Source organism: Rhizobium sp. P2_G2 (genome assembly GCF_056403555.1).
On sequence record NZ_JBFUFF010000003.1, the window covers coordinates 41068 to 56069 of the forward strand.

The window sequence follows — 15002 nt, forward strand, 5'->3', positions numbered from 1 at the left end:
TTCGTCAAAGCGGAATCGGCTTGCGAAAGTAGCATCCCTGAAAGAAAGAACGGCAGAAATGATGGGATTCTTGCAAGAGAAGGCCGCCGGCTCCTCTTCTCCAGCGGGGAGAAGAGGGAGCCGGAAGCGCTCAAATATTCTCCGGCACATACATCTCGAACGGCAGGAACGTCTGCCCCGGCACGCTCGCCGGACCATTCTCGATCGTCTTGACCATCAGGCCGATCAGGTCGCGGCAGAGATGCTGCAACGGCGTGGCGATCGCCATCATCACCACGTCGTCGGCGAGCGCCGAGCGCGAATCCGGCGTCAGCTCGTTGACGACGATGTTGAGCTTGCCGCCGAGCTGCTCCTCGCGGATCGCCGAGATCGCCCCTTCCATGCCGCCGCCGGCGACATAGAAGCCGATCAGGTCCGGATGCCGGTGCAGGAGATCGAGCGTCGCCTCATGGGTGATCTGCCGCGTCTCGAGATTGACCAGCGTGTCCAGCACCTCGAATTCCGGTGCATGTTCGCGGAAATAGGAGCGGAAACCCATTTCGCGCAATTCGTGACCATGGAATCTGTGGCTGCCGACGAAAACCGCCACCTTGCCCGGCCGCTTTGCCGCCTTGGCGATCATCCAGGCCGCCGTCCGCCCGACCTTGCGGTTGTTGAGGCCGAGATAGCCCTCGCGAATGCCGGAGGCGAAGTCGGAGAGCAGCGAAAACACCGGAATGCCCTTGGCCTTCAACTCCTCGACCGCCACCGTCAGCGCCGGATAATCGGGCGCCGTCATCGCCAGCGCCTGGTTGCGGCCGCCGACCGTGCGGATCATGTCGGCCAGCGCGGTCGGCGTCTGGTTGGTGGCGAATTCGATCTGCGGCACACCGCGAATACCCGGTGCAGACAGCACTGCATTTTCCAGTTCGCGGGCGAAAGCCTGGTAGAAATCATGCTTCGGCTTCTGCAGAATGAAGCCGAGCTTATATTGCGGCAGGCCTTCGAAGACGCGTTGCCGCAGCAGGCTGACCGCATGGAAGCCGATATCGGTGGCGGCGTCATAGACCCGCCGCGACGTTTCCTCCCGCACCTTGTGACGGCCGTTGATCACCCGGTCGACCGTGGCGACGCTGACGCCCGCGGCCTTGGCAAGGTCGGCAATGGTGGGGCGCGAGGCCATGCCCTCTCCTCCGTTTGAGAGAAACATATCATCATGAGGATGTGTTTTGCAATGAATGATAGAATATTTCATAAGCGCATTGAGCAACGCCGCCGATCACCCTATCCTTTCGTCATTCAACGCGCACCCGATATCCGGCGCCGGCGGCCCGAACCGCCGCGGGAGGAAGTTTATGAAGACACCGACGAAAAGAGATTACAGCCTGCTGGGGATCGATGGCGCCAAAGCCGCCGAGGACGGACTGTCCGCCGCCGAATGGTATCACACCGACATCCCGCGCAAGGAGATGAAGGAATTGATGAGCCGCAGCGACGGCCCGGCGATCCGCGACACGATCCTCTGGTTTGCGCTGCTGATCGGCTTCGGCGGCACCGCCGCCCTGCTCTGGGGCTCCTGGTGGTCTGTTCCGTTCTTCATCGCCTATGGCGTGCTCTACGGTTCGTCTTCGGATTCGCGCTGGCACGAATGCGGCCACGGCACCGCCTTCAAGACGCGCTGGATCAACGACGCGGTCTATGCCATCGCCTGCTTCATGATCATGCGCAATCCGGCGATCTGGCGCTGGAGCCATACGCGCCATCACACCGACACGATCATCGTCGGCCGCGACCCGGAAATCGTCGCCATGCGCCCGCCGGCCTTGTGGAAGATCGCGCTCAATTTCTTCAACATCATCAACGCGCCCACCGCGCTATGGAGCGCCGTCAACTATGCCTTCGGCCGGCTGAGCGAGGAGGAGAAGACCTTCGTTCCGCAATCCGAATGGTCGAAAGTTTACTGGACCGCGCGGGCCTGGATGGCGATCTATGTGGTAACGATCGCGATCGCCCTTGCTTTCCATTCCATCCTGCCGCTGATGCTGATCGGCGTCCTGCCGACCATGTATGGCGGCTGGTTCTCCAACATGGTCGGCCTGACCCAGCATGCCGGCCTTGCCGAGAACGTGCTCGACCATCGGCTGAATTCGCGCACCGTCTACATGAACCCGGTGTTCCGCTTCCTCTACTGGAACATGAATTATCATGTGGAGCATCACATGTTCCCCATGGTCCCCTATCATGCGCTGCCCAGGCTGCATGAGCGGATGAAGGCCGACACGCCAAAGCCCTATGCCTCGACCTGGGAAGCCTATCGGGAAATCATTCCCGCCCTGTGGCGCCAGCGCCGCGAGCCGGAATGGTATGTCCGCCGCGAACTGCCGGCCTCGGCCAAGCCCTATCGGCCGGAATTCCACGGCGAGGTCGTCGCCATGCCGGCCGAATAGATCATTTTGATGCCAAATTGATCACGACACACCTCAAAAAGACGCTATAACGACATCATCATTTCAGGAGGAAACCCGATGAGCGAATGGGTCAAGGTCTGCGACAAGGACGATATCGATGAAGAAGACGTGATGCGCTTCGATCACGGCGGCAAGACCTATGCCGTCTATCGCAGCCCGGAAGACACGTTCCATGCCACCGATGGGCTTTGCACGCATGAGCAGATCCATCTCGCCGATGGCCTGGTGATGGACGACATCATCGAATGTCCCAAGCATAACGGCCGCTTCAACTACAAGACCGGTGACGCCAAGGGTGCGCCGGTCTGCGTCAACCTGAAAACCTATCCGGTCAAGGTCGACGGCGACACCGTCCTGCTCCAGGTGCCCTGATGCTGCGCATGGATCAAAGCGCCGTCATCATCGGTGCCGGCGAATGCGGCGCGCGCGCCGCCTTTGCGCTCAGAGACAACGGCCATGCCGGCCCGATCGTGCTGATCGGCAGCGAGGCGCTGCATCCTTATGAGCGGCCGCCGCTCTCCAAGCATGGACTGGCTGCCGATGCGCTGCCCACCCATGTCGCACCGCGCGAAAGATTTGCCGAACAGAATATCGATCTGCGCACCGGCGTCTCGGCCATGGCGCTCGACCCCGCATCGCGGGCGATCGAACTCTCCGACGGCAGCCGGATTGTCTTCGACACGGCCCTGCTCGCCACCGGCGCCAGCCCGCGCCGGCTGCCGTTCATGCCGGCCAACAGCCGCCGGATCGTGACGCTGCGCAGCCATGACGACGCGGTGACCATTCGGGGCGCGCTCGGCCAGGGCCGCAGGCTGGCGATCATCGGCGGCGGCTTCATCGGCCTCGAACTCGCCGCTTCGGCGCGCAAGGCCGGCACCGCGGTGACGCTGGTCGAAGGCCTGCCGCGCGTGCTGAGCCGCGGCGTGCCGGAAGCCATTGCCACGCGCATCGCCGCACGCCATGTCGCCGAAGGCGTCGACCTGCGCTGCGGCGTCTCCATTGCCGGCCTCGAAGAGACTCAAGACGAGGCAGTCATCGTGCTCGCCAATGGCGACAGGATCGCTGCCGACCTGGTGATCGTCGGCGTCGGCGCCGCACCCAATATCGGCCTGGCCCAGATCGCCGGCCTCGCCATCGACAACGGCATCGCCGTCAATGACAGGCTGGAGACCTCCGCGCCCGGCATTTTTGCCGCCGGCGACTGCTGTTCCTTCCCGCTGCCCATCTATGGCGGACGGCGGGTGCGGCTCGAAGCCTGGCGCAATGCCCAGGACCAGGGCACGCTTGCGGCCCGCAACATGCTCGGCCATGACGAACCGATCGCCTCGGTGCCATGGTTCTGGTCGGATCAATATGACCTGACGCTGCAGGTCGTGGGCCTTGCGGACGGCGCGACCACCCATGTCACCCGCCCCCTCTCCGACGATGCCTTCCTGCAATTCGATCTCGCCGAGGACGGGCGGTTGCTGGCGGCAAGCGGCATGTCCACCGGCAATGCCGTGGCCAAGGATATCCGCATCGCCGAAATGCTGATCGCCAGGCGCGCCCATCCTGACCCGGCCGCCCTCGCCGACCCGGCCACGAAGATGAAGGCACTCTTATCCTAACTGCATCGCCGATTGCGGCGCAAACGGGTCGTCCTGCTCGGCCTGGGCGCTGACGATCAGCCTGAGCACGAAGTCGATCTTGGTGATCACCATCGGCGTCAGCACGAAGGGATAGAAATCCGGCTGGCCGAGGCTGCGGTTGAGGCTGTTGATCGCCACGGTAAGCGGCACCCAGGAGGCAATGACCGGCCTTATATTGGTGGCCCGATAAGGATCGAAATCGGGATCGGCCGGCTTGCCGAGCCCCATGTCGACCTTGAAATCCGGATGGATGCCGAACACCTTCGCCGTTTCCAACCCGTCGACCATGTGGAAGCAATGCGCCCAGGTCTCGGCAAAATCCTCCCAAGGATGGGCCGAAGCATAGGCGCTGATATAGTTGTCGCGCCAGCCGACGAGCGCGCCGCTCTGGTAATGCTGCTGCAGCGCTGCGGCATAGTCCCGATCGGGATCGCCGAACAAAGCCGTGAACGCCTCCATCCGCTCGCCGCTGCGGACCAGCAGGTCCCAATAGAAATGCCCGATCTCATGGCGGAAATGGCCGATCAGCGTACGATAGGGTTCGCCCATCGCCGTACGCCGCTGCTCGCGCTCGGCATCGTCGGCCTCGGCGACGTTGATCGAGATCAGGCCGCTGGCATGTCCCGTCATGACTGGCTCCGCCGTGCCGTCCGCATTGACCATGTCGGCGAGGAATTCAAAGCCGAGGCCGTTCTCAGGATCGGCGGCCCGGTTCGGAATCGGCAGTTCGAAACGCGTGAGCGAATAGAAAAGGTGCTTCTTCGCCTGCTCGATCTTCTGCCACCGTTCGCGATTGTCGGGCACCGAAAGATCGGGAATGGTGAGATTGTAGCGGCAGGCAAGGCAGAACGTCTCACCCGATTCCTGCGCCACCAACCAGTTGCAGGCGGCCTCACTGGCATTGTGGCAGAAGATATAGGGACGGTTCGGATCGACCAGCGCGCTCAGATGCTCGCCTTGCGGCTGGAGCGCCGACATGGTGAAAAGCTCGGGTATATAGCCGACCTTCAGGCCGCAGTTCAGGCAGGTGTCATTGTTGAAATGGAGGGTATTGCCGCAATTCTGGCATTTGAAGATCTTCATTCGTCCWCCTTGATCGAGTTCATTGCACCACCGCTGCCTGGTTCCGCATCTGCACGGTATTGCGCAAAAGAGCATAGATGACCAGCAACGACGGCACGGCGATGAAGCCGCCGATCGGCCCCCAGAGCCAGATCCAGAAGGCCAGCGCCAGAAACACCAGGAACGGGTTCATTGTCATGGTCACGCCCAGAATCTGCGTCGTGACGAATTGCGACTCGATGAGGTGCAGGCCAAGATAGACGCCCGGGGGCAGCAATATGTCGAAACCGTGTCGCGTCGCCAGGCCGATGGACAGGAGCACCACGGCCATCATGGCCGGACCGACATAGGTGACATAATTCATCACCGCTGCCAGCACGCCCCAGAGCACAGGCGACGGCATGCCCACGGCCCAGAGTGCCAGCGTCACCGCGATTCCGAGACAGATATTCACGCTGGTGATGGTCAGCAGATAGCGCGAGATCAGGATTTCCACATCGCGGAAGAAATGGGCGATACGCCAGCGCAGGCGGCGCGTCATGCACAGCGCCAGAACCGAAAGCCGGAACTGGTCGCGCGTGGCGATGAAAAAATAGATGCTGGCGAAGAACAGCAGCAGTTCCGCGACGATCGTCGGTCCAAGCGTGGCCACGCTTTCCACCGGACTGCCGCTGTCGAGCTTGACGATCATCGCGCCCGTCTGCCCCATCAGGCTGCCGAACTGGCTCTGCAGGCTGGTGAGCGAGGAAAGCACGCTCTTCCAGTCCCTGATATGCAATTGCAGGCTTTTCCAGATATCCGGCGCCCTGTCGATCCAGTTGGAAAGCGGCACCGCGATCGCCGTCGCGATCAGCAGCAACAGCAGGATAAAGACGAAGACGATGACCAGTCCCGAAAGCCAGTTCGGCACGCCGTGCCGCTCGATGGACCGGGCGACCGGGGAGAACATCAGCCCGATCACCAGGCCGAGGAAAATCGGCGCCAGGATGATCTCGGCATAATCAAGTGCATAAACGGTGGCGATCAGCGCCACGACGACTTGCGAGACGCGCGCGGCGATAACGAAGACATGCTCGATGCCGGTCCGCGGCGCCAGTTTCACGGTGCGCAGCCCGAAAGTGCCAATACGCATACTTTTTACCCAGGATTTTCCCGGAAACGCGACGGATTGGGGTTTTGTTCCGGGGGAAGGGGGTGGGCGAACAGGGAGTAGCGAATAGTTATTGACCAATAGCGAATAGTTAAGAAGCAGTTGACGTCATTGCTGTAAAACTATTCGCTGACAACTATTCGCCATTCGCTCACCCACGGACTTCCAATGCCCCACACCACCGGCCTTTCCACATGGCTGCTTCTGGCGCTGATCATTCTCGTCTGGCCGGTCTTCTTCGGCGGGCTGTGGACCTTCGTCCTGATGTCCATGTCCTTCATCGGCGGATGGCGGCGGCTGGCCAGGCGCTATCGCGCCACCCGGCCGCCGGAAGGTCGGCGCGTGATCCGGGGCGTAACCGGCATGGTTGGCATCACGAGCTACAATCGGGTCCTGACGGTGACCATCACCGATGATGGCATGTTCCTCGCACCGCTTTGGATGTTCCGGATCGGACATCCCGTACTCTTCATTCCCTGGCGTGACATCCGCAATTCTCGCCATGCTCGGTCGTTCTTCCGCGACTATGTCGCCTTTGATGTCGGCGATCCCAAAGTCGCGGGCATGCGCTTGCCATCGGACGTCTTTGACGGCACGCCGGTATTCATCGACTAAGCAGGTCCCTGAAAGCAGCCCCCATGGCAGGCCGGCCGGTCACCTCTGACTGACGGCGAGGGGTGGGTCGACGCCATCGTTCTACGCCGTTCACTCAGACACATCGTGGGCGCCACGCGATCCAGGATCTGTGCGTCACGGCAACAATGGAAATGAAGGCGTCGGAGAGGGGCTGCCGATGCGGCCCCTCCCCAATTCGATCGATCACGTCAATTGCAGGCCGGCTTTGCGCCGTTGCAAGCATCCGTCAGTTCTGCAGGCGGGTCCTTCTTGAAAACGGTCTTGTAGGATTCGAGCACATTGGATTGCACGACCGGCAATGACTGGACACCGACCCAGGCCGGCGGCGTCTTGCCGATGAGCGCATTCATCATCGCCATCGCTTCGGCGACACCCTGGTCATAGGGCCGCTGCGAACCGGTCGCCTTGAGCGGGCCGCCCTTGGCTATTTCGATCGAGGACTGCAGGCCCAGATCCACCGTCGCGATCGGGATGTCGACGCCCTGTGCCCGCATCGATGAGAGCGTGTCAAGCGCCGGCTGGTCCCAGACTGCAAACAGGCCCTTTACATCGGGATTCGCCGTCAGGAAGTCCCCTGCGATCTGCGACACTTTCGAAGGGTCGGTGAAATCGACCTGCTTCATTTTGATGTCCGGCCGGTTCTTTGCCATCCAGTCGTGGACGCCTTTGGTGCGTTCATTGGTGCTGAAGTAGTCGACGCCGAAATTGACCAGGCCGATCGTGCCGTCCTGCGGAACACAGGATGCCAGGATCTGCGCAGCGATCCAGCCATTTCCCTGGCTGTCGGCGGAGATCATCGATGCATATTCTTCCGGATGCTTGAGACCGGTCGGAACGTTGTCCATGAACACCAGTTTGATGCCGGCCTGGGAAACCTTTTTGTAGGTCGCAGCCGTCGCCGTTCCATCGACCGGAATGGAGATGATGCCGTTGGGATGCTGCTGGATGGTGTTTTCAATGTCGGCGATCTGCTTGTCGACCTGATATTCGGCAGATGCAACGCCGGTCACTTCGACGCCATATTTTTTCAGCGTATCGGTAATGCCCTGCACCTGCAGTTGCGACCAGTCGAGATTGACGGTCTGCATGGAAATCCCGACCTTGAAGTGGCCGGCCTTGACCTTTGCAGCATCGTCGTCCGAAAGCTTGAGTTCATCAACCGAGGCTGCTTTTTCGCCGTTCGGCCCCTGCCCTATGATCGATGTCGGCCCGAGTTTCGTAAGATCGACACCTGTCACGCAGGATGCGGTCGTCTCCGCCCGGCTGACGGCGGCGGACAGCGCGACCGCGCTCGTTGCCAGCATCAGCGCCGCAAACAATGTCTTTGATTTCGAAACGTAATTCATGATTTCCTCCATTGATGTCTTGTGCTTTGGTCATCGATGCACCCGCCTCGGTGACCCCTCCTCCAGGCAGACCTCTCCTGGCTAGCTGTGTGAGCGCATCGGCTACCTCCTCGTGAAAGCGACCGCGGCAACGATGATCGCGCCTTTGATGACAAGCTGCAGCGAAGAGGTGACGCCAAGCAGCACCAGTCCATTGTTGAGCGTGCCGATGATCAGGCTGCCGAGCAGTGTGCCGAGGATGAATCCGCGCCCGCCGAACAGGCTGCACCCGCCGAGGATCACCGACGCGATGACATCGAGTTCAAGCCCCTGCATCACATCCGGGCGCGCCGCATGCGACCGTGCCGAAAGCACGAGGCCGGCCAGGCCCGCAAGCATGCCGGTGAGCACGAAAGCCAGCGTGGTGACGCGCTTTGTGTTGATGCCCGAATAGAGCGCTGCCGTCGGGTTGCCGCCGGAAGCGTAGATCTGGCGGCCATAGACGCTGTAATGCAGCAGCAGGATGCCGAACACTGTCGCCGCCGCCGTCCAGATGATCGGCGCCGGCATCCCCGCAAGAGTGCCTTCGCCGAACAACGCGAAATAGGTCTCGTTGGTGATGATGACGGGTTTGGTATCCGTCACCAGCAAGGCCAGTCCACGTGCGGCGCTCAGCGTTCCCAGCGTGACCAGAAAGGACGGGATCGCGAGCCGCGTGGTGAGAACGCCATTGATTGCACCAACCAAAGCCCCGGTCCCCAATCCCGCCAACGTACCGACGAGCCAGTTATTGCTGATGTGAGCCATGGCCAGAGCCGCACACATGCCGGAAAACGCCAGCGTCGATCCGACTGAAAGGTCGATCTGCCGCGCGATGATGATGAATGTCATGCCAATCGCGACGATCGAGACCAGCGTCGTCTGGCGTCCGATATTGAGGAAGTTGTCGATGGAGAGGAACCAGGGCGATGCCATGCTGAAGATGACGAGCAGGACCAAAAATGCGATATAAAGCATATAGGGTCTATCGCCTTGCAGCAGCAGCCGAGCCAGCCGGCGGCCACGCGGCGGCTGGTGTGCTCCGAAAGCTGGCCGCTCGGCCGGAGAGGAAGTAACAGTTTCGGTCATGCCGCGCCCTCATCCTGGGATTGGGAGGTTTGAATCAGATGGTGAAGTTGTTCAGCGCTGTCGAACGCCCCGCGTTCCACGGTCTTGACGACCCTGCCATCGACGACGAGCGAAATCCGGTCGGAAAGAAGTAGAAGCTCCTCGAGGTCGGAGGAGACGACCAGGACGCCGGTACCGGCATTCGCCGCTTTGCGGATCGAGTCGTAGATTTCCTCACGCGCGCCGACATCGACGCCGACGGTCAGTTCATCAAGCAGGAGAACCTTTGGTCGCGGATGGCTCCATTTTGCGAAAACGACCTTCTGCTGGTTGCCGCCGGAGAGGTTCTTGACCTCAGTCGATGGACCCGGCGCCTTCACAGACAGTGTCCGCATGGCCAGCTCGGCCTGCCGGACCGACGAGCGGTGCTGCAGCCATCCCCAGCGGGAAAAAAACCGCAGCCGCGGCAGGGTTAGATTTCGCTCGATGGAATGTTCGAGGACGAGGCCCTGCTCGTGACGGTCTTCCGGCACGAGGGCAACGCCGAGTTCGATGATCTCTGCCGGGGTGCGGTGGCTGAGCGAAACCCCATCAAGCACGACATTGCCTGTATCGATGCGCCGGAGGCCGAAAATCGTCTGCAGGATCTCCGTTCGAGAACTGCCGATCAGCCCGGCAATCCCGTGAATCTCCCCTTCGAGAAGCGTGAGATCGACTTGGCGAAGCCGATCGTTGCAGACACCCGACAGGGTCAGAACCGGATTGCCGCCGGCAGCCAGCCTTTGCCGATGCGATGCGCCCGGTTGCGGCAGCTTGCCACTCTGTTCGCCGGACTTGGCGACGGAATGGCCGGGTCCGACAATCGCGGCAACCAGTTGCTTCATGTCCGTTTCGGCCGTCGCGAAAGAGCCGGCATTGACACCGTCGCGAAAAACGGTGACCCGCTGCGAAATGCGAAACACCTCGTTCAATCTGTGGGTCACGTAGATGACGCCAACGCCGCGGTCGGTGACCGTGCGGATGGCATCGAAGAGAATCTCCTCTTCATCACCCGTGAGCGCCGAGGTCGGCTCATCGAGGACGAGGACACGGACATCCCCCATCAATGCTTTGCAGATTTCGGTCATCTGCCGGTAGGCAAAGGGCAGCGAACCGACGGATGCGCGTGCATCGAGCGGCATGCCATGCTGCTTGAGAAATGCATCGGCCTCCTCCATCAGCTGGCGCTTTCTGAGAAAACCCAGACGCGTGCGCGGTTCTCGACCCAACATCAGATTGGCGCCGACGGAGAGCGACTCGACCAAGCTTAGATCCTGATAAACCACGGCAATGCCGGCATCGCGCGACTTCGCCGGGGAATCGAATGCCACCCTTTGTCCGGCGATCTCTATGAACCCGCCATCACAGGCATGAACCCCGCTGAGGATCTTGATCAGAGTGGATTTCCCGGCGCCGTTTTCACCCAGAAGCGCATGCACTTCACCTGGATAGACGTCCAGATTGACTCCTCGGAGTGCCTGTACGCCGCCAAAATTCTTGGTCACCCCCTCGACGCGAACCAAGGGCGTTGGCGACGGCGATTGCTTCGCAACCGAATTCGTTTCGACCATACTGCCTCCCCGCCGAAACAGCCGCGCGCCTCAAAATTGTGGCCAGCGCTGTGAGTGACGGCACCCAACGCTGTTAGAATTTCATCAACATTTTGCGATGTCAATCACAAACGCGCAAAAACTCACGACCAATCTGTTATACTCTGTTAAAATCGCGGTTTTCGAACCAGGCGTGGAGACCCAGGCATGCACTTGATTTTTATTGTTATTCGTCATCTTTTCTGCGCAAGAAAACGACTTCATAGACGGGCGGGACCTGGAATCCTGCCCGGTCGCGGAATTCGAGACCGCCCCCGCCGATTGCCACACGCCCAGCGGCCAATTTTCATGAACCTCGATCTTGACGCCTTGTCCCTATGATGAAATTCTAACAAGGAATGAAACAACTATAACATCGACTCCAGATGGAGCAGGCTACGGGAGAGGGCGCGTGAAGGTGGGCATTTCAATTCTTGGTATTTTTGTCGCCGACACCGCTTATCTCGCAGGGCGCATGCCGAAGCCCGGCGAGACGATCAAGGGCACCGGCTTCTCGGTCGGCCCGGGAGGCAAGGGCTCCAATCAGGCGGTCGCAGCCGCACGAGCGGGCGGCCAGGTGTCGTTCATCTCGAAAATCGGTCGCGACACATTTGGCGATCTGGCCCTGTCGACCTATGCCGAGGCCGGCGTCCTGCCAAAGCTGACGACCATGGACGACATGCCCACGGGCGCTGCCTTCATCTATGTCAACGATGACAATGGCGAGAACGCCATCATCGTCTACGCTGGTGCGGCAGGCACGATCGGCATCGACGATGTCGAGGCGGCGCGAGAAACGATCGAGGCATCGAAAGTGTTCGTCACGCAACTGGAACAACCCGCCGCGGCGGCCGCACGGGCCTTGGAGATTGCCCGCTCTGCCGGCGTCACCACGGTCTTCAATCCCGCTCCGGCTGAGCCTTTCCCGGATAGCATATACCCGCTCTGCGACTATATCGTTCCCAACGAGACCGAAGCGGAAGCACTGGTGGGTTTCTCGCTCACTTCGCTCGATGATGCGCGGCGGGCGGGCGATGTACTGCTTGGCAAAGGCGTGAGGACAGCGCTGATCACCCTTGGCAGCCGCGGCGTTCTTTACCACAAGGCCGGCCATTCCGAGCTTGTTCCAGCGATCGCCGGCGGCGCCGTCATCGACACGACGGGCGCGGGAGACGCCTTCATCGGCGGTTTCTCCGCAGCGCTGTCGAATGACGCAAGTCCCATCGACGCCGTGCGCTTCGGCTGCGCCACGGCTGGAATCTCCATTACCCGGCGCGGCACGGCACCCTCGATGCCAATCCTCGACGAAATTCGCGCGCTGCTTGCCGCTCAGGCACCGGCAATATCGGCCTTTCGCAGCGTTTCGCTGGGTGGCGTCAGCCGCCCTTGAGTGATCGCGAGGGGAAAAGATATGTCGCTTCCCTGCGCGCCGCGCTGATCACTTGCTTTGTCGCCTCGTCGTCAATGGCTGCCTCCGCCTGTTCCAAGCCGGTGAGCGTGTCATCGAGAATCTTGTCGATATCCTGGTCGGAAAGCGTTCCCGCTCTCCTGAGGGCATGGACCAGCGAATTCAAAATGCCTCCGATAGCAAGGACTTGGGCTGCGGTATTGTCTTCTCTGCCCGGCATTGGTTCATACCTTTGCAAAAGAGCAAGCTCATTGGAGCTAACCGATCCGGGCTGCGATGGTTGCGTGCGGCTAAATCACGCAGCGTCGTCAGCGGCACCGTGGCGCCATGTCGCAGCTCTGGAAAAGCTGCGACCTCGTCAGAACTCTTCCCAAGCGCCCTGTGAAGCTGCGCCGCCTGCCGCGACTTTCTTCGGTGCGGAAGCATGGAGCGGCGCGCGAACGGGTTGCGCCATGGCGCGCGCCGTCTGGCGTAGCGCCACGGCCGGAGAATTGGCCCGCTGCAGTTTGAACTGGCCGACGAGTTCGCGCAGCTTGGCCGCTTCCAGCGCAAGGTTTGCCGATGCCGCGGTCGATTGCTCCACCATGGCGGCGTTTTGCTGCGTCGTCTGGTCCATGGCGTTGACGGCAGTGTTGACTTCGGCAAGGCCGGTGGACTGTTCCCTGGCCGATGTGCTGATCGCTTCCATATGGCTGTTGATGTCCGAAATCTGGTCGCCGATGGTCTTCAGCGCGACGCCGGTGTCGCGAACGAGCTTGACCCCGCCCTCGACTTCCGCGGTCGACTTCTGGATCAGCCCTTTGATCTCCTTGGCGGCCTGCGCCGAACGCTGGGCAAGTTCGCGCACCTCCTGGGCGACGACCGCAAAACCCTTGCCGGCTTCGCCGGCGCGTGCCGCTTCCACCCCGGCATTGAGCGCCAGCAGATTGGTCTGGAAGGCGATCTCGTCGATCACGCCGATAATGTTGGAAATCTGCTGCGAGCTTTCCTCGATCCGGCGCATCGCGTCTTCGGCATGGCTGACCACACCAGCCGATTGCGCGGCATTGCGATTGGCGTCGGTGGCGGCCAGTCGAGCTTCTTCCGTGCGCCTGGTGGAGTTGGAGACATTGACGGTGATCTCGTCGAGAGCCGCGGCCGTCTCTTCAAGCGCGGAGGCTTGTTGCTCGGTGCGTTTGGAAAGGTCCTGGGCACCTGAGGAAATCTCGCGCGAACCATTGTCGATCGCGGCAATGCTTTCCGAGATCGATGAAAGGGTCGTGCCCAACTGCTCGACCGAACTGTTGAAGTCCTGGCGTAGCGCTTCGAAATCCGGAGCAAAGGCTTCCGTGAGCTGGAACGAGATGTCACCGGCGGCGAGACGCTGCAACCCGGCGGCAAGCCCCGAAGTAGCAATGCGCAGTCGTTCGGCGGCATCGGTCTCGGCCTGCTGCTGGGCGGCGATACGGTCCGCCTCGGCGCGCTTGCGGCTTTCCTCTGCCTCCTGCTCAAGGCGCTTATTGCTGATTGCGGCCTGGCGGAACACTTCCACGGCGCCCGCCATGGAACCGATCTCGTCGGCACGCCCGGCAAAGGGAATGGTCGAAGCCGTGTCGCCCTCGGCAAGCCTGCGCATCGCACCGGTGATGCGGCCGATCGGGTTGGCAATGCCGGTGAGCGCAAACAGGCAGCCGGCGATGGAAATCAGTGTGCCGAAACCGAGCGCAATATAGGTCAGACCTACCGTCGAATCGTAGACTGCCTGGCTTTTCTTCTCGTTGCCCGCAGCCTCGTCCAGATTGTGCCGTACGAGTTCTTCTACGGCGTTCATGGTCTTTACGCCGATCGGCGCCATGTCGTCGTTGAAGACTTTGGTTGCGTCCTCGTTCTTGTTCTGCCGCGACAGCGCAAGCATCTTTTCCGACGCCCGGTCGAAGGCGGCTGCCGTCGTTTTGATCTCCTCGATCAAAGACCTTTCGCGCTCATTGGAAACGAAGGGCTCGTAAACCTTTATTGCGGCATTGGCGGCTTCGCGTGCTTTCAGGATGTCCTGTTCCGCAACGGCCATGGCTTCAGGCGTAAGCGAAAGGATATGGCCGACATAGGCGAGGCGCAGCTTGTACCGCGCCACCTGAATGCTCTTGACCGCTTCGACGCTCGGCAGTGAGTCCCCGGCAATCTCCAATGTCGAACTGTGCAGCGCCTGCATGCCGCTGACACTGAGATATCCCGACAGGCAGCTCGAGATGATGATGAGGGAGAAAATCCCTGTCAAAAATGCCTTGATACTGGGTCTGCGCATTTCAGAATTCCCCTTTAGGGGCGCAACCGGCAAAGACGTAAAAGGTGGCTGCCCGCGTTAGAACAATGCATTGGCTAGATTTGACAAAATATTTAAAGTTTCCATTAACCTTGACCGTAACAACGGCGGAATTTCGTGAAATTTACGGAAAAACATCTAATTAAGCAAATGGTGAAATAATATTCATCAAATAAACGCTGATTTTTCCGTCTTTTTAATGGTTATTCCCGGAAGATGGCATCGATTGCCGCCCTGGAGCGGCCGGAGTGATTCGCCGGCCGAATATTGTTGGCGACTGCAAAGTCAGTGCTCGAAATGGATCGTAACCTC

The 15002-nt window shown here is 60.7% G+C and carries 13 protein-coding genes; 5 read left to right on the forward strand and 8 right to left on the reverse strand.

Going from position 1 to position 15002, the window contains the following annotated elements; genetic code table 11:
* Nucleotides 1–130: 130 nt before the first annotated feature.
* Nucleotides 131–1162, reverse strand: coding sequence for a LacI family DNA-binding transcriptional regulator (locus AC1D06_RS03865; protein WP_477877138.1), 1032 nt, complete (start codon nt 1160–1162; stop codon nt 131–133).
* 172 nt (nt 1163–1334) lie between these two features.
* Between AC1D06_RS03865 and AC1D06_RS03870 the strand changes: the two genes are divergently transcribed.
* The 3 genes from AC1D06_RS03870 (at nt 1335) to AC1D06_RS03880 (ending at nt 4054) form a co-directional block, all read left to right on the forward strand.
* On the forward strand, nt 1335–2426 hold the full coding sequence (locus AC1D06_RS03870) for a fatty acid desaturase family protein (protein ID WP_477985121.1): 1092 nt from the start codon (nt 1335–1337) through the stop codon (nt 2424–2426).
* 78 nt (nt 2427–2504) lie between these two features.
* Nucleotides 2505–2819, forward strand: a complete 315-nt coding sequence (locus tag AC1D06_RS03875; RefSeq protein WP_477877136.1) for a MocE family 2Fe-2S type ferredoxin — start codon at nt 2505–2507, stop codon at nt 2817–2819.
* An 8-nt stretch (nt 2820–2827) separates the two neighbouring features.
* Nucleotides 2828–4054: an NAD(P)/FAD-dependent oxidoreductase gene (locus AC1D06_RS03880; RefSeq protein WP_477985360.1), complete on the forward strand. Its 1227-nt coding sequence runs from the start codon at nt 2828–2830 to the stop codon at nt 4052–4054.
* On the opposite strand, the gene AC1D06_RS03885 is transcribed toward AC1D06_RS03880, so the two are convergent.
* Both AC1D06_RS03885 and AC1D06_RS03890 read right to left on the reverse strand, forming a co-directional pair.
* Nucleotides 4046–5158, reverse strand: coding sequence for a zinc-binding metallopeptidase family protein (locus tag AC1D06_RS03885; protein WP_477985123.1), 1113 nt, complete (start codon nt 5156–5158; stop codon nt 4046–4048). The genes AC1D06_RS03880 and AC1D06_RS03885 overlap by 9 nt on opposite strands.
* 19 nt (nt 5159–5177) lie before the next feature.
* The gene (locus tag AC1D06_RS03890) at nt 5178–6269 is read right to left on the reverse strand and encodes an AI-2E family transporter (RefSeq protein WP_477985125.1); all 1092 of its coding nucleotides are present in this window, start codon (nt 6267–6269) and stop codon (nt 5178–5180) included.
* 186 nt (nt 6270–6455) lie between these two features.
* Here AC1D06_RS03890 and AC1D06_RS03895 point away from each other — a divergent pair, with 186 nt between their 5' ends.
* Complete coding sequence (locus AC1D06_RS03895; protein ID WP_477985127.1) at nt 6456–6902, forward strand: hypothetical protein; 447 nt, start codon at nt 6456–6458, stop codon at nt 6900–6902.
* A gap of 209 nt (nt 6903–7111) precedes the next feature.
* Here AC1D06_RS03895 and AC1D06_RS03900 read toward each other — a convergent pair whose 3' ends face one another.
* The 3 genes from AC1D06_RS03900 to AC1D06_RS03910 form a co-directional block, all read right to left on the reverse strand.
* Nucleotides 7112–8269, reverse strand: coding sequence for a substrate-binding domain-containing protein (locus AC1D06_RS03900; RefSeq protein WP_477877132.1), 1158 nt, complete (start codon nt 8267–8269; stop codon nt 7112–7114).
* A gap of 102 nt (nt 8270–8371) precedes the next feature.
* Complete coding sequence (locus AC1D06_RS03905; RefSeq protein ID WP_477985129.1) at nt 8372–9376, reverse strand: ABC transporter permease; 1005 nt, start codon at nt 9374–9376, stop codon at nt 8372–8374.
* Complete coding sequence (locus AC1D06_RS03910) at nt 9373–10965, reverse strand: sugar ABC transporter ATP-binding protein (RefSeq protein ID WP_477985131.1); 1593 nt, start codon at nt 10963–10965, stop codon at nt 9373–9375. Before AC1D06_RS03910 ends, AC1D06_RS03905 begins: the two co-directional genes overlap by 4 nt.
* A gap of 430 nt (nt 10966–11395) precedes the next feature.
* Here AC1D06_RS03910 and rbsK point away from each other — a divergent pair, with 430 nt between their 5' ends.
* Entirely contained in the window at nt 11396–12373 is a 978-nt protein-coding gene (gene rbsK, locus AC1D06_RS03915) for a ribokinase (RefSeq protein ID WP_477985133.1), read from the forward strand.
* Here the strand turns inward: rbsK and AC1D06_RS03920 are convergent.
* Complete coding sequence (locus AC1D06_RS03920; protein ID WP_477985135.1) at nt 12360–12557, reverse strand: hypothetical protein; 198 nt, start codon at nt 12555–12557, stop codon at nt 12360–12362. The genes rbsK and AC1D06_RS03920 overlap by 14 nt on opposite strands.
* Nucleotides 12558–12749: 192 nt before the next feature.
* On the reverse strand, nt 12750–14672 hold the full coding sequence (locus AC1D06_RS03925; protein ID WP_477985137.1) for a HAMP domain-containing methyl-accepting chemotaxis protein: 1923 nt from the start codon (nt 14670–14672) through the stop codon (nt 12750–12752).
* Nucleotides 14673–15002: the final 330 nt, after the last annotated feature.

Coding starts and splice junctions, on each gene's coding strand:
- AC1D06_RS03890 (WP_477985125.1), bottom strand. CDS start 6,269: ATGCGTATTGGCACTTTCGGGCTGCGCACCGTGAAACTGGCGCCGCGG.
- AC1D06_RS03900 (WP_477877132.1), bottom strand. CDS start 8,269: ATGAATTACGTTTCGAAATCAAAGACATTGTTTGCGGCGCTGATGCTG.
- AC1D06_RS03865 (WP_477877138.1), bottom strand. CDS start 1,162: ATGGCCTCGCGCCCCACCATTGCCGACCTTGCCAAGGCCGCGGGCGTC.
- AC1D06_RS03925 (WP_477985137.1), bottom strand. CDS start 14,672: ATGCGCAGACCCAGTATCAAGGCATTTTTGACAGGGATTTTCTCCCTC.
- AC1D06_RS03910 (WP_477985131.1), bottom strand. CDS start 10,965: ATGGTCGAAACGAATTCGGTTGCGAAGCAATCGCCGTCGCCAACGCCC.
- AC1D06_RS03870 (WP_477985121.1), top strand. CDS start 1,335: ATGAAGACACCGACGAAAAGAGATTACAGCCTGCTGGGGATCGATGGC.
- AC1D06_RS03875 (WP_477877136.1), top strand. CDS start 2,505: ATGAGCGAATGGGTCAAGGTCTGCGACAAGGACGATATCGATGAAGAA.
- AC1D06_RS03885 (WP_477985123.1), bottom strand. CDS start 5,158: ATGAAGATCTTCAAATGCCAGAATTGCGGCAATACCCTCCATTTCAAC.
- AC1D06_RS03895 (WP_477985127.1), top strand. CDS start 6,456: ATGCCCCACACCACCGGCCTTTCCACATGGCTGCTTCTGGCGCTGATC.
- AC1D06_RS03880 (WP_477985360.1), top strand. CDS start 2,828: ATGGATCAAAGCGCCGTCATCATCGGTGCCGGCGAATGCGGCGCGCGC.
- AC1D06_RS03905 (WP_477985129.1), bottom strand. CDS start 9,376: ATGACCGAAACTGTTACTTCCTCTCCGGCCGAGCGGCCAGCTTTCGGA.